Here is a 24,961-nt window from a genome sequence, read left to right as displayed (position 1 = left end):
ATGCTGAAAAAAATCGCCCTCGTCGCCGGCTCCGTGCTGTTCGCTGCCAACCTGATGGCCGCCCAACCGGCCAAGGCGCCTCACGTCCTGCTGGACACCAGCTTCGGCAAGATCGAAGTCGAACTGGACCCGGTCAAGGCACCGATCTCCAGCAAGAACTTCCTCGACTACGTCGACAGCGGCTTCTACAACAACACCATCTTCCACCGGGTGATCCCGGGGTTCATGGCCCAAGGCGGTGGTTTCACCGCGCAGATGGTGCAGAAAGACACCCGCGACCCGATCAAGAACGAAGCCTCCAACGGTCTGCATAACGTTCGCGGCACCCTGTCCATGGCCCGCACCTCCAACCCCAACTCGGCCACCAGCCAGTTCTTCATCAACGTCGCCGACAACGCCTTCCTCGACCCGGGCCGCGATGCCGGCTACGCGGTGTTCGCCAAGGTGGTGAGCGGCATGGACGTGGTGGACCAGATCGTCAATTCCCAGACCACCACCAAGCAAGGCATGCAAAACGTGCCTGTGGACCCGGTGCTGATCAAGTCGGCCAAGCGCATCGACTGAATTCCGCAGCCTGTCCCGACGGCGGCGCCCTACCCGGCGCCCCGTCCGCTTTCAGAACAGGAGAGCCCGTACCCCGGGCTTCAAGACCCCCATGCTCTTTCGTCGTTTTGAACAACTGATCGATATCTTCCGCGACGCCCCCAGCGCCACCCCGCCCAATCGGGTCCTGCCCTTCTACTTCCACTACATCAAGCAAGTCTGGCCCAGCTTCGTCGCGCTGCTGGTGGTGGGCCTGTTCGTGGCCCTGATCGAGGTGTCGCTGTTCAGCTACCTGAGCACCATCATCGACCTGGCCCAGGGCACGCCCAGCGTCCAGGTATTCACCGACCACGGCCTGGAGCTGGCCTGGATGGCGGTGGTGGCCCTGCTGTTCCGGCCGCTGATGGTGGGCCTGCACGACCTGTTGATGCACCAGACCATCAACCCCGGCATGACCAGCCTGATCCGCTGGCAGAACCACAGCTACGTGCTGCGCCAGAGCCTGAATTTCTTCCAGAACGACTTCGCCGGGCGCATCGCCCAGCGCATCATGCAGACCGGCTATTCGCTGCAGGACTCCTCGGTGCAGGTGATCGATGCCCTGTGGCACGTGACCATCTACGCCATCGGCTCCCTGGTGCTGTTCGCCGACGCCGACTGGCGCCTGATGATCCCCCTGCTGCTGTGGATCGCCGGTTTCATCGGTGCCATGCGCTACTTCGTGCCACGCATCCAGAAGCGCTCGGTGGACGCCTCCGACGCCCGCTCCAAACTCATGGGGCGGATCGTCGACGGCTACACCAACATCACCACCCTCAAGCTCTTCGCCCACACCCACTTCGAGCAGAGCTACGCCCGCGAAGCCATCGCCGAACAGACCGAAAAAAGCCAATTGGCCGGGCGCGTGGTCACCGCCATGGACGTGACCATCACCAGCCTCAACGGCCTGCTGATCGTCAGCACCACGGGCCTGGCCCTGTGGCTGTGGAGCCAGTCGCTGATCAGCGCCGGGGCCATCGCCCTGGCCACCGGCCTGGTGATCCGCATCGTCAACATGTCCGGCTGGATCATGTGGGTGATCAACGGCATCTTCGAGAACATCGGCATGGTCGAGGACGGCCTCAAGACCATCGCCCAGCCGCTGCAACTCACCGACCGCGAGCAGGCGCCGAAGCTGGCGGTGGCCAAGGGCGGCGTGCGCTTCGAGCATGTGGAGTTCCATTACGGCAAGGCCAACAAGGTCATCAGCGACCTCAACCTGGACATCCGTCCCGGGGAGAAGATCGGCCTGATCGGCCCGTCCGGGGCCGGCAAATCGACCCTGGTCAACCTGCTGCTGCGCCTATACGACCTGCAGGGCGGGCAGATCCTCATCGACGGCCAGAACATCGCCGAGGTGACCCAGGAAAGCCTGCGCGAGCGCATCGGCATGATCACCCAGGACACCTCGCTGCTGCACCGCTCGATCCGTGACAACCTACTCTACGGCCGCCCGGATGCCACCGACGAGGAGCTCTGGGAAGCGGTGCGCAAGGCCCGGGCCGACGAGTTCATCCCGCAGTTGTCCGACGCCCAGGGCCGCACCGGCTTCGATGCCCACGTTGGCGAACGCGGGGTCAAGCTGTCCGGCGGCCAGCGCCAGCGCATCGCCATTGCCCGGGTGCTGCTCAAGGACGCGCCGATCCTGATCATGGACGAAGCCACCTCGGCCCTGGACTCGGAAGTGGAAGCGGCGATCCAGGAAAGCCTGGAGACCCTGATGCAGGGCAAGACCGTAATCGCCATCGCCCACCGTCTCTCCACCATCGCCCGCATGGACCGCCTGATCGTCCTGGAACAGGGGCGCATTGCCGAAGCCGGCACCCACGCCGAACTGCTGGCCCATGGTGGTTTGTACGCGCGCCTGTGGCAGCACCAGACTGGAGGATTCGTCGGCATCGACTGAGCCTCTGTAGCCGCTGCCGCAGGCTGCGATCGGCCCCGCAGGGGCCGTAGAACCGGAGTTCGCGGTTCGCCGGGTAAAGCGCGGCGGCCGCCTTGCGAGTCCTGCGGACTCGATCGCAGCCTGCGGCAGCGGCTACAGTGTGCTGATCAGTTACAGAAAGTCGCCGCACAATGCGCCAGGGCCCTGGTTTCAAGGGCTCTGGCGTTTTTTTGGGTGGGCTGGAATTGCGCCGAAAGCCTGCTGTACTGACCCTAGGTTCCGGAGCGGAACCTGTAGTTAACCTGCGGGATGCATAACAGTTGTATCGCGTTGATAGGTTGGCCTATCAAGGAATCACTCATGTCTTTGTTCAAACGTTCCATGACTGAATTGCTCGGGACCTTCTGGCTGGTTCTCGGCGGCTGCGGCAGCGCCGTGCTGGCGGCGGCGTTTCCCAATGTCGGCATCGGTCTGCTGGGCGTCGCCCTGGCCTTCGGCCTGACGGTGCTGACCATGGCCTTCGCCATCGGCCATATTTCCGGCTGCCACCTCAATCCCGCCGTGTCCGTGGGCCTGGTGGTGGGCGGACGCTTTCCGGCCAGGGAGCTGCCAGCCTATATCGTGGCGCAGGTCATCGGCGGGGCCATCGCCGCAGCGCTGCTGTATTTCATTGCCAGCGGCAAGCCCGGCTTCGAGCTGGCCTCGGGGCTGGCCTCCAATGGCTATGGCGAGCACTCCCCCGGCGGCTATTCAATGGCAGCGGGGTTTGTCTGTGAACTGGTGATGACCGGGATGTTCGTGGTGATCATTCTGGGCGCCACTGACAAACGCGCTCCGGCGGGGCTGGCGCCCATCGCCATCGGCCTGGCCCTGACCCTGATCCACCTGATCTCGATCCCGGTCACCAACACCTCGGTCAACCCGGCCCGCAGCACCGGCCCGGCGCTGATCGTCGGCGGCTGGGCCCTGCAGCAACTGTGGCTGTTCTGGCTGGCGCCGATCCTCGGCGCGGTGATCGGCGCCGTGCTCTACCGCTGGCTGGGCAAGGAAGACGGCTGAGCAACGGCGGCGAGGATCACGCCTGCCGATAGGGCAAGGCGTCCCTCGCCTCCTCGGCATAAGCGCGAATTCCGACCCGCTCCCGATGCAGAAAATCCTGCACCGCGGCATTCAGCCCGGGGTGACGCAGGTAATGCCAGGAGCGGGTGATCACCGGTTCGAAGCCCCGAATCAGTTTGTGCTCGCCCTGGGCCCCGGCGTCGAAGCGCTGCAGCCCCTGGGCGATGGCGTAGTCCATGCCCTGATAGAAACAGGTCTCGAAATGCAGGCGGTCAAACTCCGCCAGGCAGCCCCAGTAGCGGCCGTAGAAACTGTCGCCCCCCACCAGGCTGAAGGCCATGGCCACCGGGCGCCCGCCCTGCTTGGCCAGGACCACGCGAATCGCCTCGGGCATGCGCTCGGCCAGCAGGCTGAAGAAGGCCCGGGTCAGGTACGGCGACTGGCGCCGCACCGCATAGGTATTGGCGTAGCAGGCATAGACGAAATCCCACAGTGCCTCGTCCAGTTCATGGCCTTCGAACCACTGGAAATCAAAGCCCTGCCCCGCCACCTGTTCGCGCTCCTTGCGCATCTGCTTGCGCTTGCGCGAACTCAAGGCGTCGAGAAAATCCTGAAAATCCCGGTAGCCGCGATTCTGCCAGTGGAACTGACAGCCCAGGCGCTGCAACCAGCCCGGTTGCTGTTCCAGGGCCTGATCGCTGAAGTCATCGGTGAAGTTGATGTGAGCGCTGGAAAGCCCTTCGATCTCCAGGTAACCGGGCAGGCTTTTCAGCAGCTCGAAGGCGTCCGCCTGGGTCGCCGCCAACACCCGGGCGCCGCTCACCGGGCTGAACGGCACCGCGGTCAGCAGCTTGGGGTAGTAGTCGATCCCGGCTCGCGCGCAGGCATCCGCCCAACCGTGATCGAACACGTATTCACCGTAGGAGTGCCATTTGCGATAGCTGGGCAGGGCCGCCAGTAGCCGGCCGTCTTCTACATGCAGCAGGTGCTCGGCCTGCCAACCGGAGCCCGGGCCCAGGCTGCCACTGTCTTCCAGGGCACTGAGAAAGGCGTGACGGACAAAGGGTTGCCCGTCCTTGAGCAGGCCATCCCATTGCACAGGATCGACGGCAGACAGACTGTTCAAGGATTGCAGCGGCATGGGGGTCCCCGGAATTCAGATCGAACGACCCGGCGAGTATCCTCCATCCCCGGACTCACCGAAACCGCCAGCACCCTGCCCCCCCCTCAATGCCCCAGGTGTTCGGCGAGAAAATCGATGAACACCCGGGATTTGCGCGGCAAGTGGGCGCTGTTGGGAAACAGCACATGCACCGGCTGCGGCGCCAGGCTGTACGGCGGCAGCACCCGCACCAGGCGCCCGTTGGCCAGGTCGTCGAGCACCAGCCATTCGGGCAGCACCGCCAGCCCCAGGCCGGCCAGGGCCAGGGCGCGAATCGCCGTCGCCGAATTGGACTCGTGCCCGGGGTTGACCCGCACCTCCACCTCGCCGCGACGCGGATGATTGAAGGTCCAGCTGGGCGGCCCCGCCAGATTGCTGTTGCCGATCCACGGCAAGCGACAGAGATCCTCGGCCTGCGCCAGTTCCACGCCCTTGAGCAGGTCCGGGCTGGCCACCAGGGCGATGCCGTAGTCCGCCAGCTTGCGACCCTTGAACCCCGAGTCCGCCAGGTGGCCGAGGCGAATCACCAGATCGAGCTTTTCCGCCACCAGGTCATTCAACGACGAATTGAAGTGATAACTCAGGCGCACCTCGGGGTAGCGCGCGGTGAACAACGGCAGGATCGGCAGCACGAAAGTCTCGGCGTACTCCGCCGTGGAGCTGATGCGCAACTTGCCGCTGACCCGGTTGCGTCCGTGCAGCACGTTGTCAAAGGCGGTATCGATATTGGCGACAATCCCCTTGAATTCGTCATACAGGTCCTGGCCGCTTTCCGTCAGGGCGATATGCCGCGTGGTGCGGATCAGCAAGGTACTGGCCAGGGCCTGCTCCAGCGCCTTGATATGCAGGCTGGCCATGGCCTTGCTGATGCCCAGGTACTGCGCGGCGCGGGTGTAGGAGCCAAAGTCCACCACCGCGAGAAAGGTCTGCACCCGGTGCAGTTGGCCGTGAAAGGTCTCGCTCACTGTCAAATCCTGTTAAACAATGCGTCAAGTATAGGCACCTCGACAGTCTCCGCCCAAGCTCCCTAAGCTGCGGGCAAAACGGAGGCGGCATGACCTACAGATACAAAGTGGCGGTGGTATTTCTTCTCGGGTTCTTTATCGACTGCGTGAACATCTTCATGTCGGCGGTGGCCCTGCCGAGCATCGCCGCGCACTGGCAGGTCTCCAGCGCCAGCGTGGCCTGGGTGGCCAACGCCTACATTCTCGGCCTGACCCTGGTGATTCCCATCAGCACCTGGCTGGCAGGACGCTTCGGCAGCCGGGAGATCCTCTGCGCCTCGATGCTGCTGTTCAGTGGCGCGGCCCTGCTCTGCGGGCTGGCCGACGACTTCAGGTGGCTGGTGTTCTGGCGACTGGTGCAGGGCATGGCCGGCGGCCTGCTGATTCCCCTGGGGCAAGCCCTGACCTTCAACCTGTTCCAGGGCCCGCAACGGGCGCGCATCTCGACCCTGATAATGGCCGTGGCATTGCTGGCGCCGGCACTCTCGCCGACCCTGGGCGGTGCAATTGTCGACCACAGTTCCTGGCGCTGGGTGTTCTTCGCCAGCCTGCCGTTGTCCTTGCTGGCGGCGCTGCTGTCCTGGCGCTGGGTCCGCAGCGAACGCACGCCGCATCCGGCCCGACCGGACCTGCGCGGCCTGCTGCTGGTGAGCGCCAGCCTGGGCAGCCTGCTGCTGGGCATGTCGCTGTACGGCAGCGGCTACCCGGCCTATCAGGCCCTGCTCTGCCTCGCGGCCGGCCTGCTGTTGGCCGCGCTGTACCGCAGGCACTGCCAGGCTTGCCCCCAGCCCATCGTCGATCTGCACCTGCTGAAAAATCCCCGCCTCGGCCTGTCGGTGGGCATCTACCACGCGATTCCCGGGGTCTTCACCGGCGTCAACCTGCTGAGCCTGTTCTTCCTGCAGGACAGCCTGCACCTGAGCGCGCAACACAGCGGCATGTTCATGCTGCTGTATGCCGCCGGTGCCCTGCTGGCGATGCTGGCCTGCGGGCGTTACTACCACCGCATCGGCGCCCCGCGACTGTTCGCCATCGCCCTGGTGCTGCACAGCGCCGGCATTGCCACGCTGTGTTGGGTCAACGCGACATCCGACCTGCCGCTGATCATGCTGGCCTACCTGCTGATGGGCCTTGGTGGCGGCGCCGGTGCCAACACCGCCCAGACCACCGCCCTGCTGGACTTCAGTGGCAGCGACACGCACAAGGCCAGCGTGATCTGGAACATCAACCGGCAGCTGGCCTTCAGCCTTGGCGCAGCCTTGCTGCTGATGCTCTACAACCTCCTGCTCAGGTACCTGGACGCTCTCGCGGCCTATCACCTGAGCCTGCTGCTGGCCGCCCTGGCCGGCCTGCTTCCCTTGCCGGCCCTCGGCAGACTCACTCCACAAAAGGCCTCCCATGCCCAACTCGATCGTTAAACAGGCACAGCACAGCGTGCACTGGATTCATCAACTGATTCACCGTGTCTTCACCGATCAACGGGGGGATGGCGCGGCCTGCATCGAGCAACTGCTGCCGCTGTTCGCCGAGGATTTCCAGATGGTGACCACCAGTGGCGCCCTGGTTGGCCGGGCACAGGTGGAGCAGCTGTTTCGCGGTGCCCTGGGCACCCGCGCGGGGCTGGAGATCATCATCAGCGATCTGCACTGCCTGTGGCAGGAAGGCCACAGCGCGGCGATCCGCTACAAGGAAACCCATTGCCTGAACCAGAGCCAGACCTCGCGCCTGTCACTGGCGATCATCCGGGTCCAGGACGATGCGGTGCAGTGGCTGTACCTGCACGAAACCGCCTGCCCCTGAGCCCTTTGCCCGAGGCGCGGCACGCGCCCCGCCTCGGCCAAGCACGGCATCACATGGTGTCGACCACCTCGATCCCCAGCAGCCCCAGGCCCTCCTTCAGGGTGCGGGCGGTCAGTTCACAGAGTTTCAGCCGCGAACCATCGACACGCTCGTCAGCAATCACCGGGCAGGACTCGTAGAAACGCGAAAACGCCGTGGCCAGCCCGTACAGATAGGCACACAGCACGTGGGGCAGGCTTTCGCGCAGCACTTGCAACATCACATCCTCGAAACGCAGCAGCTCGATGGCCAGGCTGTGTTCATGGGGCTCGATGATCTGCAGGCCTTGCTCCTTGACGCTCCCGGCCCGGGTCAGCACGCGGTTGGCCCGGGTGTAGGCGTATTGCAGGTAAGGCGCGGTATTACCCTCGAAGGACAGCATCGCGTCCCAGTCGAACACATAATCGGTGTTGCGATGACGGGACAGGTCGGCGTACTTCAGCGCGCCGATGCCCACCACCCGGGCCACGTGTCGACGGGCCTCGGGGTCCAGCCCGTTGTTCTTCGCGGCGATCAGCACCTCGGCCCGCTCCACCGCCTCGGTCAGCAACGCATCGAGCTTGACCGACTCGCCGGACTTGGTCTTCAACGGCTTGCCATCGGCGCCCTTGATCGTGCCATGGCTGACATGCTCGAAATCCGCCTGGGGCGGCAGGAAGCCGGCCTTGCGCGCCACCAGGAACAACTGCTGGAAATGCAGGGACTGACGCACATCCACCACATACAGGCAGCGGTCGAGCTTGAGCTGGCGAATGCGAAAACGGATCGCCGCCAGGTCCGTGGTGGCATAGAGAAAGCCACCGCCCTGCTTCTGTACGATAAAGGCCGCCTCCTGGCCCTCCTTGTTGGCGTACTCCGCCAGCATCACCACCCTGGCGCCCTGGCTTTCGGTCAGCAGGCCCTTGTCCTGCAGGGCCTGGACCAGGGGCTGCAGGTCATCGTTGTAGAAACTCTCGCCACGGATGTCCGACTGTTTGAGCAACAGGCCCAGGCGCTGGAAGATATCCAGGGAGTGGGACAACGACACCTCGACGAAGGTGTGCCACATGCGCAGCACCTCGGCGTCTCCCTGTTGCAGCCGGACCACATAATCCCGGGCACGGCGGGCAAAATCCTCCGATTCATCGAAGCGCAGCTTGGCCTGTTGGTAGAAGCGGTTCAGGTCCCGCAGTTCGTAGTCCTGCCGGCAGGTATCGGTGGCCTCTTTCATATAGGCCAGGAGCATGCCGAACTGAGTGCCCCAGTCGCCGACGTGACTCTGCAGGATCACGTCCTGGCCCATGAACAGATTGATCCGCGCCAGAGCGTCGCCAATGATGCTGCCGCGCAGGTGCCCGACGTGCATTTCCTTGGCCAGGTTGACCGAGGCGTACTCCACCATCACCCGCTTGGCCGGCTGCGGTTCGACTCCCAGGTTGCGGGTCAGCAGCGCATGCTCCAGGCGTTCGCGCAGGAAGTCTTTGCTGAGGGAAATGTTGATAAAGCCCGGCCCGGCGATCTGCAGGTGCTCGGCGATGCCCCGCAGGTCCACCCGCTCCACCAGTTGCAAGGCCAGCTCGCGCGGCGCCAGGCCCAGCTTCTTGGCCGCGGCCATGACTCCACTCATCTGGAAATCGCCAAACTCGGGACGGCTGGCCAGTTGAATCACCGGCGGACTGTCAGTGGCGCCCAGGCCGTTGAGGGCGGCCGCGAAACGTTGGTCCAGAATGCGCATTACAGACATGTCGGATACACCTCATCCTTGAAGATTTCGAACCTCAGGCGGCAACCCTGCCCTTTACCTGACGGCGTAGTTTTGTACCACCATGACCAGCCCGCACAGTGCGGCCAGTCCTATGAACATCCATTGCCCCCCCACCAGGTCGAGCATGCCGCCACCGTAGATCGGCGACAGCGCAATGCCCACCCGATAAAGGCTGGAGACCCCGAAATAGGTGCCGCGCAGACTCTCCTGAGCCAGCCGGTCGACCTCGATGCTGAAGATCGGGAACACAATCAACTCGCCCACGCTCAACAGCAGCGTGGCCAGCGCCAGCCCCCAGAACAGCGTCACCGGCGAGCCGGCGAACACCAGCTGCGACGCTAACATCAGGGCCATGCCCCAGAACAGCCGACAGCGAGTGGAATAGGCCTCCAGTAAGCGCAACAGAGGAAACTGAGTAAAGACCACTATCAGCGAGTTGAGGGTGATCAGGATCACCAGCAGGGTCACCGGGTCCTGCACTTCGCTACGCGCCAGGTACTGCGGCAGGGTCGAGTCGAACGAGGCATAGACGAAGGCCGCCACGGTGTTGCACAGCATCAGCAGGGTAAATCGCCGATGCTTGAGTACCGCACCGAAGGCCACCAGGAAGTTGGGGGTCGGGGCGCTGGCATGCCGCTGCACCCGGGCCTCCTTGTCCCGCAGCAGACGCCACAGCAGCAGGCCGAACACCGTGTACACCAGGGCGCAGACGGCGAACACCAGGGAGCGCACGCTGGACAGCAGCAACATGCCGATCAACGGCCCGATGGAGCCACCGACGTTCACCAGAAAATAGTTGGCATACAGTGCCAGCTCCCGGGACTGCAGATCCTCCACGTAATCGCCGATCAGCACTTTGCAGGTCGACTCCAGCAGCGAGCAGCCGATGCTCACGCCGGCCACTGCCACGCCGAACCAGAACACCGAGCCGGCCTCGATGAACAGCAAGAACGACAGCGCGCTCAACAAGGCGCCCGCCAGGATCAGGCGCCGTCGTCCGAAACGGTCCGAGAGCCAGCCGGTGTAGATACTGCTCAGTGCGCCGCCCACCATGGCCACCGCCAACAGGGTGCCGATCAAGGTCGCCCCCAGGTGATAGTCCTGGTACAGGAAGATCGCCAGGAACGGCCAGATCATGAAGAACGCGCTACGGGTCAGCAGGGTGCCGAACAGCACCACATGGATCTCCCTGGGCAGGGTGGCGTAGCGCGCCCAGCTGAAGGTTCTTTCAATCATGGGCCGGCCCACTTCTCCCGCCAGGGGGAGCCTGTCCTCCCCGGCCCTGGTTCATTGCGCTAGAGGGCACGGTTCAGGCTCCTGGGTCTTGAGTTGCGCCAGCAGCCGCTGGTGCTCCTGGTCGGTGATCGGCAGCGCCCAGCCCGGCATGCCACCGGACAGCACATTGACCGCCCTGGAGCGACCGTTGCAGCGCAAATACAGGCCCGACATCTGCTGATTGATGTAGTACAGGCCAAACACCACGAACTGCTCCACCGGCTGGTTCCAGAAGGCCTGGGGCAAAGCATAGGAGCGCTGGCGGATGGTGGCCTGGGCAATCCATTCACTGTGACTTGGACCGATGCAGGCGCGGATCAGTTCGTCAGTGGCTTCCTCACCGAGGATCACCCCCTTGCCACCGGTGGAGTTGCAGGGCTTGAACACCAGCTCTTGGCGCCGCTGCAGCAAACCCTCAAGGTTTTGCGCACTGACCCGCACCGTCATGGGTATCCGGCGATCGATGGCGGCGCGCTGTTCAGCGTCCAGCACCGCCCGCAGCGCCGGCTCATGAAACAGCGAGAACCATGACTTGCAGCTGCTCACGTAGTTTTCAAAGGTGTTGAGCAGCAAGGCGCCCGAACCGCAGATACGCCGCACCAGATCGCCGCCATCGACGATTTCCTCCTCCAGGAACAGGCGATAGACCAGGGTTCGCGCGCCCTCTTCGGCGCTCAGCCACTGCGCCTGGTACTGGTGTTCCTTGATCAGTACCACTTCCAGATCCGCACAGGCCTGACGCACATGGCGCAACAACGGCTGGTAGGCCGAAGCGCCTGCCCAGTGGTCATAGGCTTCAAGATCCAGGAGCACCACACGACTGCGCCGCTGCTCCTTGCACAGGCGCTGGATCAGCCGCGCCAGATCGACATAGGGCGATTGCCCGTGTTCGAAGCCACTGAGCTGCACCCCTCGCGACTCCAGAAAACGCGAGCAGAATTCGTGCAACTGCGGGCCTTCGATGGCCGGCCCGATGTTCAGTTCGCACAGCTGGTACTGGCCATCCTCGCTCAGCAGAACGTCCGCACGGCCAATCAGCCGCCCGCCCTTTTCCAGCAGCGACCAATCCACCAGGTCGCGGACCTGAACCGGCACATTGAACAATTCGAGGATGTGCTCGCGGCTGTGCAGGGTCAGCAAATGGGCAAGCATCCGCGACTGCGCCGCCAGGATCAGACGCAGGTCGGCGGCCACCGCCTGAAAGGCAGCGGCGGGAAACAGGGCCAGGGGAAAGGGGATCGCCTTGTATCCCTGGGGCTTGATCAACTGCGGATTGCGCTGGCCAAACACATCGAACAACGGGCGATTGAGCTCTTCAAAATTCATGGGTCGCGCTTCCTGATGCAAATGAGGGGGCAAGCCCTCGGTGGGAATGGATCAGAGGGTCGCTTCGCCGCCATCGATCACGATGTCGGCACCGGTCACCCAGGCGGCTTCGTCACTGGCCAGAAACACCGCCGCGCCGGCGTGATCCTGGGGCGTGCCGGCGCGGCCCAGGGGAATGTCCTTGCCCCGTTCGCGCCACAACTGCGGATCGTTGTGCCACTGGTTGCGGTTGCCCTGGGTGGCGGTCAGTCCGGGTGACAGGGTATTGACCCGGATGCCCTGGGCAGCGAACTCGTAGGCCAAGCTCTTGGACAGCATCGACAGCCCGGCCTTGGATGACTGGTAGTGGGCCATCTGGCTGATGGCCTTGAAGGCACTGATGGAAGACACGTTGATCACACTGCCGGCGATCCGCCGTTCGAGCATGTGGGCGATCACCGCCTGGGTCAGAAAGAACGGAAACCGCAGGTTGGCATTCATCACCTTGTGGTAGTCCTCGACGCTGGTTTCGAGAAACCCCGTGCGTGTGGTGATGCCGACATTGTTGACCAGCACATGCAGCTCATCGAACCCGGCGAGGACTCGACCGGCCAGTTGCGGCGCGGCACTGGCCTCCCCCGCATCCACCTGGAAGGCCTGGCATTTCACCCCCAACTCTTGCAGTTGACCCAGCACCTGGGCCGCGGCGGCCTCATCGCGCTGATAGGTAAACGCCACATTGGCCCCTTCTCGCGCCATGGCCAGGGCGATGGCCTGGCCAATGCCATGACTGGCGCCGGTGATCAGCGCGTTCTTGCCGGACAATCGTTGTTCTGCCATGTATTCATCCTTGTCATGCCTGGGCCCCAGGCACTGTGGTTTCAGAGGCTGTGGTTTCAGAGGCTGACGCGTGTGCCCAGCCCCTTGGTCCGTGCCGAGCGCAGCAGGGCTGCCGCCACCGCCACATCCTGAATCGCCGTGCCCACTGACTTGAACAGGCTGCTGGCGGTGCCTCGCGGGACGACGGAGCCGCCCAGCAGGCTGGCGATTTCCTGCACATCCCCGGGCATCAGAACCCCCAGGCGCAGGCTTTGAATCAGCTCGCCGGCCTCACGCAGAGCGGCATCGCGCTCCTCGACGTACACCGCCGCCTGTCCCAGCAGCAGCGGATCGATCTCGCAGGCCATTTCATCGACCCCGCCGATGGCATTGATGTGGGTCCCGGGGCGCACATCCGCCGCCCGCACCAGCGGCTCGGCACTGGCGGTGGAAGTGGCCGTGCAGATCACGTCCGCCATGCGCACCGCCCGGGCCACGCTGTCGGTCACCATGACCTGGGGGCACAACCCACGATCACTGACCCAGGCCGCCAGGGCCCGGGCCTTGTCCAGGCTCCTGGAATGCAGCAACAGCTGTTCGATGGGGCGCACCGCACAGACCGCCTCGATCTGGCTGCGGGCCTGGACCCCGGCACCGATCACCGCCAGCACCCGGGATGCGGGCCGCGCCAGCAGGTCGGTGGCCAGCCCGGCCATGGCCCCGGTGCGCAGGGCCGTCAGATGGGCGCCTTCCATCAGCGCCAGGATTTCCCCGGTCTGGCTGCTGAGCAGGATCACCAGGGCATGGATCAGTGGCCGACCGTGGCGGGGGTTGTCCGGGGTGATGGTCGAAACCTTGACCGCCACCGCCTGGGCCAAGGGCAGGGCCGCCGGCATCACCAGCACTTGGTTGCTCTCGGCACTGTCGCCCAGGGTCATGATGGTTCGCGGCGGCACTTGCACGCCGTCCGCCATGGCCGGTGCCAGGGCCTGGCGCAGGGCCTCGATGGCCTCGCCCATGGACAGTGCCCGAGCCATGGCCTGGCGATCGAGGCTGAGAAAATTCATGGCACCTCCTGTTCGACCACGGGCAAGGCCAGGGGCTCGCGCCGGGGCACCAGGAATGAACGCTGGTAACTGAGCACCACACTGCCATCGGCCTTGAAGCCTTCGGTCTCGATGGTGGCGATCCCCTGCCCAGGCCGTGAACGGCTGGGGCGGATGGCCAGGACCTTCGACTTGGCGTAGAGGGTGTCGCCGATGAACACCGGGGCCGACAGCCGCACCTGATCCCAGCCCAGGTTGGCCAGGGTGCGAAAGCTCATGGTCTGCACCGACATGCCATTGATGATGGCGAAGGTCACCACGCTGTTGACCAGCACCTTGCCGAACTCCGTGTCCTTGGCGTACTCCTGGTCGAAGTGCAGCGGGTGATGGTTCATCGACAACAGGGTCAGCCAGGTGTTGTCGGTTTCCAGCACGGTGCGCCCGGGCCAGTGACGAATCACGTCGCCGGGCTTGAAGTCCTCGAAGAACATCCCCGGCGACTCCAGGTACTCACCGTTGTCCAGCCGTTGCAGGGTCGAGATCATGGATGTGGCTCCTGGGTAAAATTGTTCAGCAGCTTGCGGGCCTTCTTGATGAATGGAGGACCGATCATGTCGCCATCCAGGGTGAAGATTTCGCCCTGGCTGTGCTCCGCCCGACGCAGGATCTCCCGGGCCCGTTCCAGCTCGCCAGGGCTGGGGCTGAACACCTCCATGACCGTGGCCAGCTGGCGTGGATGGACGATGGCCTTGCCATGGAATCCCAGGGCCTTGACCGCCCGGCTTTCCTGCAGCAACAGCTGCGGGTCGTCCAGGTGATAGCAGGCGGTGTCGATGGCCGCGATGTCGTAGCGCGCCGCTGCGTTGGCGATGCGCTGGCGGGCGTAGAGCATGTTTTCCCAACCGATTTCCACCCCCAGCTCGGCCGCAAAGTCCGCCGAGCCGAACACCAGCCCCGAGCACTGGCTGGCAATCGGGTCGATGGCGTCGATGGCCTCCAGGGTCTCCACGGTGACGTACAGCTCCACCGGGTGCTGCAGCTCGCTGAGCTGGGCACGCACGATCTCCAGTTCGCAGGCATCGCGGACCATGGTCAGCATCACGATGTCCGGCGCCACGCCATGGCGGATGAAGGCCTCAAGGTCCAGCAGGCCTTGGGGCGAGCGCAGTTCGTTGATCCGCACCGCCACCCGGGACGCCGACGCCGGAGCCTTGAGCAATTGCAGGCAATGCTCCCGGGCCAGGGCTTTCCTGGCTGGGGGCACCGAGTCTTCCAGGTCGATCAGGCAGACATCGGCCCCCGCCTCCCGAGCGCCTTGCAGCCGCTCCAGGTTGAAGGCCGGGGTGTAGAGGATCGAACGGGGCAACCGGGGAATGGGGGCAACTGAATAACCACGGGTTTGCATAACCGGACACTCGCAGCAATGGATGGGTTCAGGACTCGATGCAGCCACGCAGCAGTTCGCACATGGACAGCACCTGCTCCTCGCTGATGGTGGAGCGCAACATGACCCGCAGCCCGGCGTTGTCCTTGGCCACGATGGGGAAGAACACCGGCGACACATAGAAGCCGTTTTCGAACAGCAGCCGACCGCTGCGGATCACCTTGTCGTTGGGCAACTGCACCAGGCGGATCGGAAAGGCATTGCCGGCCTGCTCGGTGCGGATGAACTCGTCGAACAGCTGGATGTTGCGCGACAGGGCGTTCTGCCGCAGCGCCAGTTCCGGGCCGCGATGCAGCTCGGCAGACGCCAGGGAGGCGCCGATGGCCGCGGTGTTCATCGGCTGCGACCAGGCCATCGGCCCGCCGAAACGGGTCAGGATGTCCTCCACCTGCTTGCCCTTGGGGCCGAACATGATGGCTGCGCCACTGGTGCCGAACGCCTTGTTCAGGGTGGCGACGATGATGGTGTTTTCATTGACCTGATCGATGTGCGAGCGCACATAGCCCTCGCCGTGGCGACCGACGATGGACAGCGAGTGTGAATCGTCCAGGTAGAGGAACAGGCCGTACTTTTCCTGCAGGGTCAGCAAGTCCCCGAGGGCCGCGTGGCCGCCCATGCTGTAGGTGCCGTCGGCGACATAGGCGACCTTGCGGTACTTGCGGCACAGGTCTTCCAGGGCGTTCATGTCGTTGTGGCCGATGGTGAACACCTCGGTCTCATCGCCGCACACCGGCTTGTACAGGCTCATGGAAAAGTGCGCGAACTTGTCGAAGGCCATCACCGGGCGCACGCCCTGGGTCAGGTGCCCGGACGCCAGCAGCGGGAGGATGCCTGCCGTGGCCGCGCCAGCGGAAATGGCGGTGATGACCTTGGCCTCGAACAGTTGCGAGAGCGACGCCTCCAGCTCCAGCAGCGCCGGAATCTGGATGCGGATCCGGGAAATGCAGTGATCCAGCACGCCGTAGCGATGCAAGGCGTCGATGGCGCCCTGGACAATGCTCGGATGGGAATCCAGGTCCAGGTAGGAACAGCAACTGACGTTGATGAAACGATGGCCATCGGCGGTTTCCAGGCTGCCGTCCCCCACCAGGTTGGCGACGATGCCCGCCAGGCCGTTGCGTTCGGATTCGTCCCAGAACTGGTTGCCGTAATCGAAGGCCTTGAGGTTGTTGCGGTATTTGTTGGTGACCTGAGGCTGAGTGTTGTCGGTCATGATGCTCTCCGGAATTCGAGTGAGTAGGTGCCTGTCAGGTAGGCATGACGTCGAGGGCCTGGGCTTCGAACACCGCCAGCCGCCGCTTGAAGTCGCTGTCGGTTTTCCACACCGCGAAGATGTCGCCACTGGCGCCGACCATGATCAGCGCGTCCATGCCCTTGGCCCGCTTGAGGGTCTGCAGGGCATGGGCCGGGGTCTGGGCGATCGGGCTGCCGACGTTCAGCGAAGTGTTCACCGAGGCCTCGACCCCGCACTGTTTCCCCATCTGCTTGAGGTAGGCGTGGATCAGCGGGTTGAGGGACTGGCGCACGATCTGCAGGCGACTGGTGCCGTCCACATGGACCACCGCCGGAACCCGGCTGCGGGCCTCGGGGCGCGCCCGGGCGGTGAGCACCATGTAGTTGTAGGCCGAGTAGTCGTCGGTCTTGGCCCCTTCATCGAGCTCGAACAGCCGATGGGCTTCTTCCAGGGTGACCATGGGCGCCAGCGGCCGGATCTTCTCCCGGAACTTCACTTTCGAGTTGAGCAGTTCCAGGGTGTTGGGATTGCGCGGGTTGGCCAGGATGCTGCGATTGCCCAAGGCCCGCGGACCGGTTTCCGCCGGGCCCTGGAACACCCCGATCACGGCGTTGTTGCACACCAGGCTGGCCATGAAACGCGCCACCTCGGTCAGGGAATCGGCCTGGTTCAGGGAGCCGATCTTGCGGGCTTCGACCCCCTGCTCCTCGATCACTGCGCGCTGGATCTGCGCCGTGGACGGTGCCAGGCCACACAGGTACGGGCTGGCGAAATCGTTGCGCGCGTCGGCGCCATTGCGCATGGCGAACTGTATCGCCGCGCCCAGGGCCACACCGCAGTCGCTGGGGATCGGCGGCACCCAGATCTTCAGGCACTGGTCCTGGCCCAGGTAGCGCTGGAAGTAGTCGCGATTGAAGTGCTGGACCAGATGCATGTTGGCAATGCAATTGAGCGCCGTGCCGCCGGTGAGCACCAGCTTGTGGGCACAGGTCTTGCGGATCAGGTGATCGACGATATGGAACAGCGCGTCCTCGAACACCAGTTGCAGGGCCTGGGCCTTGTCGACCCGATCCTGGGTGATGTCCGAATGCTCGATGTCGTCGACGCTGAGCACGCTGTCCGGGTTCCACATGTCCCCCGGAGCGATGGGCGCGCCGAGGATGTCGATCAGCGGCTGGCCATAGGGCTCGGTGTGGCTCTTGATGTGCCAGTTGACCATGGTCCGGTTGACGTGGATGTTGCCTTCCTCGGCGAAATACAGGATCTGCCGCAGGCGCTTGTAATAGGGGTTGGTCAGGCGGCTGGCATTGCCCCAGGCAGCGGCGCCCATGTAGCGCCCTTCGGAGCTGAGGAAACTCCAGCCGCCCTGGGTCGAGCTGATGTAGCCGTACAGGTAGCCCAGGGAGTCGATGGTGCTCTGGTTTTGCCGGTGACAGATGACTTGGCCGTCGCGGACTTCGTACAGCGAGATGGCACCGTTGTCGCCAGTGCCGTCGAGCACGGTGAGGATCACCGGCTCAGGCTCCCGGGCGAACGGCGACAGGGCATAGGCCAGGTAGGCATGGTTGTTGTGGTGATGCATGCCGATCAGCGGCTGGGTGGTTTCCAGGCCCAGGCTCTGGGAGATCCGCTTGGGCGCCCCCAGGCCCTTGAGCAGGTGGCTGAGGTTGAAGTTCGGGTCGTGCCGCGGGTTGAGCAGGGTCAGGCTGCTGGGGGCATGTTCGAAGATGATCTTCAGGTCAAAGCCCAGGGCGCGGATGTAGTCCCAACTGCCAAGAATGCAGAAGATGTCCTGCGCGCTGATGTTGCGGCTGGCCATGATCAGGCGGATCTCTGCCAGGCTGTGCTGGGGAAACTTGTTGGAGTGTTTTTCTGCGCTGAAGCGCTCCTCCTCGTTGTTGGCAATGATGTGGATGCCATCCTTGGCGCTGACCTTGATCAGGGCCACGCCGGTGTTGTGCCCGAAGGGACCGACCCCCAGCAGGTACAGGCTCTCGCCCTGGGCCAGACGCCGGGCGAACTCCGCTCCGCGCTCCTGGGCGAAGGCGCTTTCACCGCTGTAGAAATGCTGCCGCCGGCCCAACTTCTCGTAGACATAGTCGGTCACGCGCTTGACCCACTCGGGCAGGCGCTTGAGCTTCGGCCCGTAGGTTCCATATACCCTGGTCATGTCGACACTCTCCTGAGATAAACCTCGAACCCGTCCTGGGTTCAGTTCCGGCAACGATCTTCGGCGGCCCGGACTGCCGCACTGGTGATGATGTCCAGATTGCCCGCATAGGCCGGCAAGTAGTCCCCTGCCCCCCTGGCCCGGACCATGGTCACCACTTTGCCGTCGATCAGGCTGGGTTCCATGATCAGCGAGTAGCCGGGCATGTACTGGCGCACCTGATCGAGCATCACGCGGACACTGTGCCGCAGCTCGGCCATGTCCGGTTTGTCTATCAGGGCGAAGACCGTGGTCTGCATGTCCACCGGCGGATCGGCCGGATTGATGTTGAGGATCGACTTGACGCTCGGGGCGCCGGAGAAATGCTTGAGGGCCTTCTCCGTGGTGCACAGGTACTCGTTCACATTCAGCCGGGTTGCGGCGCCGGCACTGCGGGCGGAAATCGACGACACCGCCTCCACGTAGTTCAGGTGCTGCCCGGTGCGCCGCAGCGCGTGCACGATCGGCAGGGAGGCCTGGCCACCGCAGGTGACCATGTTGAGGTTCTCCACATCCCGCAACGTGCTCGAATTGATCGTGGGCACACACCAGACGCCGGTATCGGCCGGAGTCAGGTTGATCAGCAACTTGCCCTGCCCCTCCAACACTTGGGCATGTTGCACATGGGCCTGGGCACTGCTGGCATCGAACACCACATCAACTTCATCCAGATGTTCAACTAACTTATCAATACCGCGATGATCACAACGCACTCCCAGTTTTGCGGCATAGTCCAGCCCCGCCGACTGTTGATTGCGCCCAATAAAATAATCACAGCGCAAATAAGAACTGCGCATGACCTTCAACAGAAGATCACAGCCAATATTACCGCTGCCTAATATCGCGACTCTAAGTACCATAAAGCGCTCTCCTTGCTTATGGGAAGTCAGTTGAATTCACAGCGCCTTGGCCAGATTCATCGCAACTTCAATAATCAGGTCTTCCTGACCTGCCACTACTTTTCTTTTGCCCAGCACGCGATATATATCCAGCGCCGCGACACCATGTTGTTGTGCGGCCTTCAACACCGGTTTTTCAAACCCCGAGAACACCCCGTACAAACCGCTGACGATGTTCATGGCACTGATATGGGGCTGCGCGCTCTTGATCCGGTCCGTGCTCTGCTCCGAGGCGACGATCATGGCAAAGGCCCGAGCCTCGTCCACCAGACCGAGCTTCATCAGCGCCGCGCACAACACTTCCAGGGGGGTATTGCCGGCGCCGGCGCCGAGGCCGTTGATGGTGCCGTCGAGCAACCGGGCTCCGGCCCTGACCGCGCTCAGGCTGTTGGCCACCGCCAGCCCCAGGTTGTTATGCCCGTGAAAACCTATGGGCACCGGCAGCTCCTGGGCCAGCAGCGAGACCTTTTCAAAAGCGTCCTGCTCCATGTAGGCCCCGGCGGAATCCATCAGCACAATGGCGTCGGCGCCGTAGCTGACCTGCAGTCGGGCCTGCTCCAGCAGGGTCCGGGCACTGGCCATGTGGGTCATCATCAGCACGCCCTGGGCCTCGGCGCCCCGTGACTTGACGAAGTCGATGTAGCGCGCGGTGATATCGGCCTCGGTGCAATGGCAGGCGATGCGCAGCACATCCACGCCCTGCTCGATGGCCATGTGCAGATGATCGATCCTGGCGAATCCGGGAATCGCATGAATCCCCAGGCGGGTCTGCTGCAAGGCTTCCCGGGCGGTGCTCAGCATCGCTTCATCACTGTGGGGAGCCAGCCCCAGTTGCAGGGACGAAGCTCCCAGGCCGTTGCCATGACCGACCTCCACGCAATAGAGCCCACAGGCATCCACGGCGCGGCAATAGGCACTGATGTCCTCCAGGCCAAGGCGGTGCCCGAGCGCATGATTACCATCCCGAAGTGTCGGGTCGTAAAGTTCAACTTTCGTCATGTCAGCAATCCCTTGCGACCCCCGGTACAGGGGTACTTAATGACTCTGCCCCACCCTTCACTTCCTTGAAGGGCTTATCGGGCCGGGGCATGACCAAACCAACCAGCGCCGGCCACCAGCGTATTAACAATCCGGTTAAAGCTCTAACTTCCCTGACAACAATCAGCCTGACCAGCTCTACAAAACTCCGTGTAGAACACTATCTTTCAGACAACTTTCCCAATGCTTGATCTGAAATCTTTTTTGATACTTCCATAGCCATTCCGAGACTGTCAACCGCACTAATTTCATTCTAAAAAACCGTAATATTTTTTAAGAAAGAAAATCACTCCAGAAAAAAAACCATATCGACGCCCTCGCCTCATCCACCATTGCCCCGTATCGACTGGCCCATGAGCACTTTCGCCAACGGCTGTAGCGAGAGCGATTGATGGCGGATTTCAACAGCGAAAATAAACTCGATGGGAACTATCCAGAGGCTATTTATTTTTTAAATTTGACGCCTGCCAAGGGGCTAACTAGCGTCCTTCGATCGCTATAACCTTCACTCCAGAAACAGCGTATTGCCGTATTCGGGCAAAAAAAAACCCCGCCGCAGCGGGGTCAAAACGAGAGGAGCTATAACGGATGAGAAAGAGCTCTACCTGGATGTTGCAACAGCCTTAGAACACGTACTGCACGCGAGCCACCAGGGCGTCGCCGCTGTCATCGCCAACGCTGTTGCTGATCTTGTCGGTGCTGACCTTGATGTAGTTGGCGGACACCTTGATCGCCTCGTTGGCGTACCAGTTGACCCCGATGGTGTTCATGTTGGCCTTGGCATCGCCAACTTCACGGGTAGCGGTGGCGGCGACGATGTTCTTGTCATCAACCTTGATGTTGTCGTAGCGGTAGAACACTTCCCAGGCACCGTACTGCTTGTTTTCCGGCTTGATGGTGTCGAACTTGGCGCCATCGAGTTTGTAGACCCGGGATTCGCCGGTCAGGGTGTAGGCCAGTTGGCCGTAGAAACCGTTGGCCTTGACGTCCTTGTAAGCGTTGCTGTCGGCTTTGAGCTTGCGAGTCAGGTATTCCGCCTGGGCCGAGAACGGGCCACTGGCGAAGGCGAACTCGCCGCCGAACACTCGGTCATTGTCATAAGCGCCTGCTGTCGTCAGGTTCGAGGCGTTCAGGCCCACGCCACCGCCGAAGGTAGCGCGGTTGCCGTTGGCGCCGGCATCGTTGCCGCCGTTGGTGGCGATGCCACGCACGCCCAGGCGAGGACGAATCCGCGAGTCGAAGGCGGTATCGCCCAGATCGCGGCTGGCGAAGTCCAGGCCGAAGTGCAGGACGTTGCCGGTTTCATGCAGCGGTGCAAACACGGCACGGGCGTTGAGCTGCTTGACGCTGTCGCCATCGCTGTCGTTGATGTCCTTGGCCGAGACGCTGCCGGACAGGTAAGCCATGTCGGCCACCACCGAGCTGACCTGCAGCCCCATGCCGTTCTCGTGGGAGTTGATCCAGTCGGCCAGCTCGTAGGCGGCATTACGCTCCATGGAGGTGACCCACTTGGAGCTGGTGGCCTTCTCCAGACCGAAGTCGGCGTCGAAACGACCGGCGCGAATGGTCACCGGCTTGAAGCCCACATAAGAGATGGACGCCTCGTCGAAGTAACCGTCATCGGCGGTGCCTGAGTTGTGGGAGAAGTCGTAGCTGATCTGGTATTTCCAATCCTTGTAGGCGGTGCCGCCCAATTCCAGATAGGCGCGGCGGAAGTAGGCGCCGTCGCCGGTATCACCATTCTTGGTGTAGAACCCGTCGAAACGGCCATAGTCGGCTTGCAGACGACCGCCCAGCTTGAAGCTGAATGCGGAGTCGGTGGTAGCAACCTCAAGGCCGCCCTTGGTTTTGACTACGATATCGGCGCCGTCGGTGGTGACGGTGCCAGCGAAAGCCTGGGCGGTTACTGCCAGGGCCAGGGCGCTGGCGGCAAAACCGGCGAAGTGCTTACGGATCATCGAAGAGTTCCCCTAATTGGTGGTCTGTAGCGTTGGAAAACACGCGGGGTTGGCCCGCTGGTGTTGGGTGGGAATCTTGGCGATGGGTTATTTCAGCCGGGTTGCTGATAGATAAAGATTTAATTACAGGGGAACTTTTTTACTTCGAAATGCAATAAGGCAAAAAGCCCGTGCTAGAGCGCTTTCGCCAGGGTTTGCGGGGGAATGGGGGGACATTACAGGGCTGTCACCTTCGATCGGATGACCGATTGGTGACAGATGCGGATGCACGGCGGCATCCGCATGGGGGAAAGGTCAGAGGTCGCGCTTGTGCTCGGCAGCCAGGCGTTCGGCCAGTTCGTCCAGGCCTTCCAGAGGCGGCTCGGGGAGCACCCGCAAGGTGGCCTGGAGCAGGCGCATCTGACGAATGAAACGCCGGCAATTGGGGCAGAACAGCAGATGATGGCGAACCATCAGGCGCTCGCGAAAACTCAGCTGGCCGTCCAGGTAGTCGCTGGAACGTGCCACTTGTTCCTTACAGGTCAGCATTGGCCGGTTTCCTCAAAATGCTCCACGGTGGCGAAGACTTTCAAACGCGCCCGGTGCAAAAGCACCCGTACATTGGAGAGCGTGAGCCCCAAAAGATTACAGATTTCTTCCAGCTCCAACCCCTGACGTTCGCGCAACAGCAGGACGCTGCTTTGCAGTTCCGAGAGGCTGAGCAGGGTGTGCTCCAGGCAGTCACGCAGCTCGGACTCGGTCAGCAGGGCCTCCGGGGTGTCTTCGTGCCAGGCGAAGGGCGCCACCAGCCAGTGGCCATCGCTGGAAGAGAAACGCTCATCGCCCACGGTGCCGTGGGGGGCGGGCAAGTCATCCAGCAGGACTTCCCGGCGATTCTGTTTGTAACGGCCCTTGGCCGCGTTGGACGTGATGGTCAGCAGCCAGGTCTTGAGGCTGGAACGCCCCTGAAACCCTGACAGATTGCGCACCACCGACAACCAGGCGTCCTGTACCACTTCATCGGCATGGCGGTTGCCGACAATGGCGTAAGCCACCGCGCGCATAGCGCTCTGGTAGGTACTGACCAGTTCCTTGTATGCCTTTTGCTCACCCGCCAAAAGGCGCTCTAGCAGTTGCGTGTCATCAGCAGCAGCCATTCGTGCCTCGTTCAATCATGCAGGTTTGAGAGGGTGTGACGCGCCAACCCGGCCCTGCGCCACACCCGCATCAGCCTAGATCAACGCTTGCGCAGCAGTACGCTGCCGATGGAGTAGCCGGCGCCGAAGGAACTGAGCACGGCCAGGGAGCCGCTGGCCAGGTCGTCCTGGTACTTGTGGAAGGCAATCACCGAGCCGGCCGAACTGGTGTTGGCGTAAGTGTCGAGAATCACCGGGGCCTCTTCCACCGTGGCTTCACGGCCCAGGAGTTTCTTGACGATCAGGTGGTTCATGCTCAGGTTGGCCTGGTGCAGCCAGAAGCGCTTCACGTCGCCGACATTGAGTTGGTTTTCTTCCAGGTGGGCCGCGATCAGTTCGGCCACCATCGGGCATACGTCACGGAACACCTTGCGGCCTTCCTGGACGAACAGCTTGTCCCGGGCACCTATGCCCTCTTCCGCCGCGCGGTTGAGGAAACCGAAGTTGTTGCGGATGTTGTTGGAGAACTGGGTCAGCAGCTTGGTGCTGACGATCTCGAACTGCTGGGCCGAGGTGGCGAGGTCGGCCCGCTCGATGATCACCGCGGTGGCGGCGTCGCCGAAGATGAAGTGGCTGTCGCGGTCACGGAAGTTCAGGTGCCCGGTGCAGACTTCCGGGTTGACCATCAGGATGGCCCGGGCTTGGCCCAGTTGCACGCTGTTGCAGGCAGCCTGGATGCCGAAGGTCGCCGAAGAACAGGCCACGTTCATGTCAAAGCCGAAGCCCTGGATGCCCAGGGCGGCCTGGACTTCGATGGCGATGGCCGGATAGGCACGCTGCAGGTTGGAACAGGCAACGATCACCCCGTCGATGTCGGCGGCGGTCTTGCCGGCCCGTTGCAGGGCCTGTTCGGCGGCGGCGACCGCCATCTGGCAAAGCACCGACCATTCGTCGTTGGAACGTTCCGGCAGGTGCGGGGCCATGCGTTGCGGGTCGAGGATGCCGTCCTTGTCCATGACGAAGCGACTTTTGATCCCCGAGGCCTTTTCAATGAAAGCGGCGTTGGATTCGGTCAGGGCCTGCACCTCGCCCCGCTCGATGGCCGCGGCGTTGTCGCTGTTGAACTGGTGGACGTAGGCATTGAAAGATTCCACCAGCTCTTCGTTGGAAATGCTGTTGGCCGGGGTAAACAGGCCGGTGCCGCTGATGACGACGTTATGCACGGTCGTTCCTCTAGTGTGATGAGGCAGAAGGTCTTGGCACCGCCGTGCCAAACCATAAACGGACTGCCCCGCTGGTGGGAGCCTTCCTGGCATCGCTTTATTCCGATCCGCCCGTTTGCCT

General features: G+C 63.0%; 22 protein-coding genes. 5 read left to right on the top strand and 17 right to left on the bottom strand.

Features of this window, described 5'->3' with window-relative positions; genetic code table 11:
- From WIN67_RS07730 to aqpZ, 3 genes are all read left to right on the top strand, one after another.
- The gene (locus WIN67_RS07730; protein ID WP_102861682.1) at positions 1-564 is read left to right on the top strand and encodes a peptidylprolyl isomerase; all 564 of its coding nucleotides are present in this window, start codon (positions 1-3) and stop codon (positions 562-564) included.
- Positions 565-655: 91 nt separating this feature from the next.
- Complete coding sequence (locus WIN67_RS07725) at positions 656-2,488, top strand: ABC transporter ATP-binding protein (protein WP_102861681.1); 1,833 nt, start codon at positions 656-658, stop codon at positions 2,486-2,488.
- 339 nt (positions 2,489-2,827) lie between these two features.
- On the top strand, positions 2,828-3,526 hold the full coding sequence (gene aqpZ, locus WIN67_RS07720; protein WP_102861680.1) for an aquaporin Z: 699 nt from the start codon (positions 2,828-2,830) through the stop codon (positions 3,524-3,526).
- A 16-nt stretch (positions 3,527-3,542) separates the two neighbouring features.
- On the opposite strand, the gene WIN67_RS07715 is transcribed toward aqpZ, so the two are convergent.
- Both WIN67_RS07715 and WIN67_RS07710 read right to left on the bottom strand, forming a co-directional pair.
- Positions 3,543-4,667 (bottom strand): GNAT family N-acetyltransferase, encoded by a 1,125-nt coding sequence (locus WIN67_RS07715; RefSeq protein WP_110595123.1) that lies wholly within the window; start codon positions 4,665-4,667, stop codon positions 3,543-3,545.
- 86 nt (positions 4,668-4,753) lie between these two features.
- Positions 4,754-5,659 carry a LysR family transcriptional regulator gene (locus WIN67_RS07710; protein ID WP_102878796.1) on the bottom strand — a complete coding sequence of 302 codons (906 nt, stop codon included), beginning with the start codon at positions 5,657-5,659 and terminating at the stop codon, positions 4,754-4,756.
- Between the two features lie 83 nt (positions 5,660-5,742).
- Between WIN67_RS07710 and WIN67_RS07705 the strand changes: the two genes are divergently transcribed.
- Positions 5,743-7,110 carry an MFS transporter gene (locus WIN67_RS07705; protein WP_339070870.1) on the top strand — a complete coding sequence of 456 codons (1,368 nt, stop codon included), beginning with the start codon at positions 5,743-5,745 and terminating at the stop codon, positions 7,108-7,110.
- Positions 7,091-7,492 (top strand): DUF4440 domain-containing protein, encoded by a 402-nt coding sequence (locus WIN67_RS07700; RefSeq protein ID WP_339070869.1) that lies wholly within the window; start codon positions 7,091-7,093, stop codon positions 7,490-7,492. Before WIN67_RS07705 ends, WIN67_RS07700 begins: the two co-directional genes overlap by 20 nt.
- 49 nt (positions 7,493-7,541) lie before the next feature.
- Here the strand turns inward: WIN67_RS07700 and argS are convergent, their stop codons facing one another.
- The 15 genes from argS to WIN67_RS07625 all read right to left on the bottom strand — a co-directional run bounded on the left by argS (position 7,542) and on the right by WIN67_RS07625 (position 24,840).
- Entirely contained in the window at positions 7,542-9,254 is a 1,713-nt protein-coding gene (gene argS, locus WIN67_RS07695; protein ID WP_102878793.1) for an arginine--tRNA ligase, read from the bottom strand.
- 54 nt (positions 9,255-9,308) lie between these two features.
- Entirely contained in the window at positions 9,309-10,511 is a 1,203-nt protein-coding gene (locus WIN67_RS07690; RefSeq protein ID WP_339070868.1) for an MFS transporter, read from the bottom strand.
- Positions 10,512-10,562: 51 nt separating this feature from the next.
- Complete coding sequence (locus tag WIN67_RS07685) at positions 10,563-11,876, bottom strand: hypothetical protein (RefSeq protein WP_339070867.1); 1,314 nt, start codon at positions 11,874-11,876, stop codon at positions 10,563-10,565.
- Between the two features lie 51 nt (positions 11,877-11,927).
- Positions 11,928-12,695 carry an SDR family NAD(P)-dependent oxidoreductase gene (locus WIN67_RS07680; protein ID WP_102878790.1) on the bottom strand — a complete coding sequence of 256 codons (768 nt, stop codon included), beginning with the start codon at positions 12,693-12,695 and terminating at the stop codon, positions 11,928-11,930.
- A 56-nt stretch (positions 12,696-12,751) separates the two neighbouring features.
- A complete protein-coding gene (locus WIN67_RS07675; protein ID WP_102878789.1) occupies positions 12,752-13,741 on the bottom strand; it encodes an ornithine cyclodeaminase family protein in 990 nt (329 codons plus the stop codon).
- Positions 13,738-14,265, bottom strand: coding sequence for a MaoC family dehydratase (locus WIN67_RS07670; protein WP_339070866.1), 528 nt, complete (start codon positions 14,263-14,265; stop codon positions 13,738-13,740). Before WIN67_RS07670 ends, WIN67_RS07675 begins: the two co-directional genes overlap by 4 nt.
- Positions 14,262-15,125: an HpcH/HpaI aldolase/citrate lyase family protein gene (locus WIN67_RS07665; RefSeq protein WP_300244537.1), complete on the bottom strand. Its 864-nt coding sequence runs from the start codon at positions 15,123-15,125 to the stop codon at positions 14,262-14,264. The genes WIN67_RS07670 and WIN67_RS07665 overlap by 4 nt, the downstream gene beginning before the upstream one ends.
- Before the next feature lie 28 nt (positions 15,126-15,153).
- Positions 15,154-16,377, bottom strand: a complete 1,224-nt coding sequence (locus tag WIN67_RS07660) for an aminotransferase class I/II-fold pyridoxal phosphate-dependent enzyme (protein ID WP_267269544.1) — start codon at positions 16,375-16,377, stop codon at positions 15,154-15,156.
- A gap of 34 nt (positions 16,378-16,411) precedes the next feature.
- Positions 16,412-18,568, bottom strand: a complete 2,157-nt coding sequence (locus tag WIN67_RS07655) for a carbamoyltransferase C-terminal domain-containing protein (protein WP_339070865.1) — start codon at positions 18,566-18,568, stop codon at positions 16,412-16,414.
- A gap of 41 nt (positions 18,569-18,609) precedes the next feature.
- Positions 18,610-19,467: an acetaldehyde dehydrogenase (acetylating) gene (locus WIN67_RS07650; protein ID WP_102878784.1), complete on the bottom strand. Its 858-nt coding sequence runs from the start codon at positions 19,465-19,467 to the stop codon at positions 18,610-18,612.
- A 36-nt stretch (positions 19,468-19,503) separates the two neighbouring features.
- Positions 19,504-20,505, bottom strand: a complete 1,002-nt coding sequence (dmpG, locus tag WIN67_RS07645; protein WP_110595115.1) for a 4-hydroxy-2-oxovalerate aldolase — start codon at positions 20,503-20,505, stop codon at positions 19,504-19,506.
- Positions 20,506-21,167: 662 nt separating this feature from the next.
- Positions 21,168-22,502 carry an OprO/OprP family phosphate-selective porin gene (locus WIN67_RS07640; protein WP_110595114.1) on the bottom strand — a complete coding sequence of 445 codons (1,335 nt, stop codon included), beginning with the start codon at positions 22,500-22,502 and terminating at the stop codon, positions 21,168-21,170.
- A gap of 294 nt (positions 22,503-22,796) precedes the next feature.
- On the bottom strand, positions 22,797-23,030 hold the full coding sequence (locus tag WIN67_RS07635) for an anti-sigma factor family protein (RefSeq protein ID WP_102861663.1): 234 nt from the start codon (positions 23,028-23,030) through the stop codon (positions 22,797-22,799).
- Positions 23,024-23,638 carry an RNA polymerase sigma factor gene (locus tag WIN67_RS07630; protein ID WP_102861662.1) on the bottom strand — a complete coding sequence of 205 codons (615 nt, stop codon included), beginning with the start codon at positions 23,636-23,638 and terminating at the stop codon, positions 23,024-23,026. The genes WIN67_RS07635 and WIN67_RS07630 overlap by 7 nt, the downstream gene beginning before the upstream one ends.
- Positions 23,639-23,718: 80 nt before the next feature.
- Positions 23,719-24,840 (bottom strand): beta-ketoacyl-ACP synthase III, encoded by a 1,122-nt coding sequence (locus WIN67_RS07625; protein ID WP_339070864.1) that lies wholly within the window; start codon positions 24,838-24,840, stop codon positions 23,719-23,721.
- Positions 24,841-24,961: the final 121 nt, after the last annotated feature.

Source organism: Pseudomonas idahonensis (genome assembly GCF_037903935.1).
GTDB classification, from domain to species: domain Bacteria; phylum Pseudomonadota; class Gammaproteobacteria; order Pseudomonadales; family Pseudomonadaceae; genus Aquipseudomonas; species Aquipseudomonas danubii.
The sequence above is the reverse complement of the archived record's forward strand: the minus strand, read 5'-3'. Positions and strand labels throughout refer to the sequence as shown.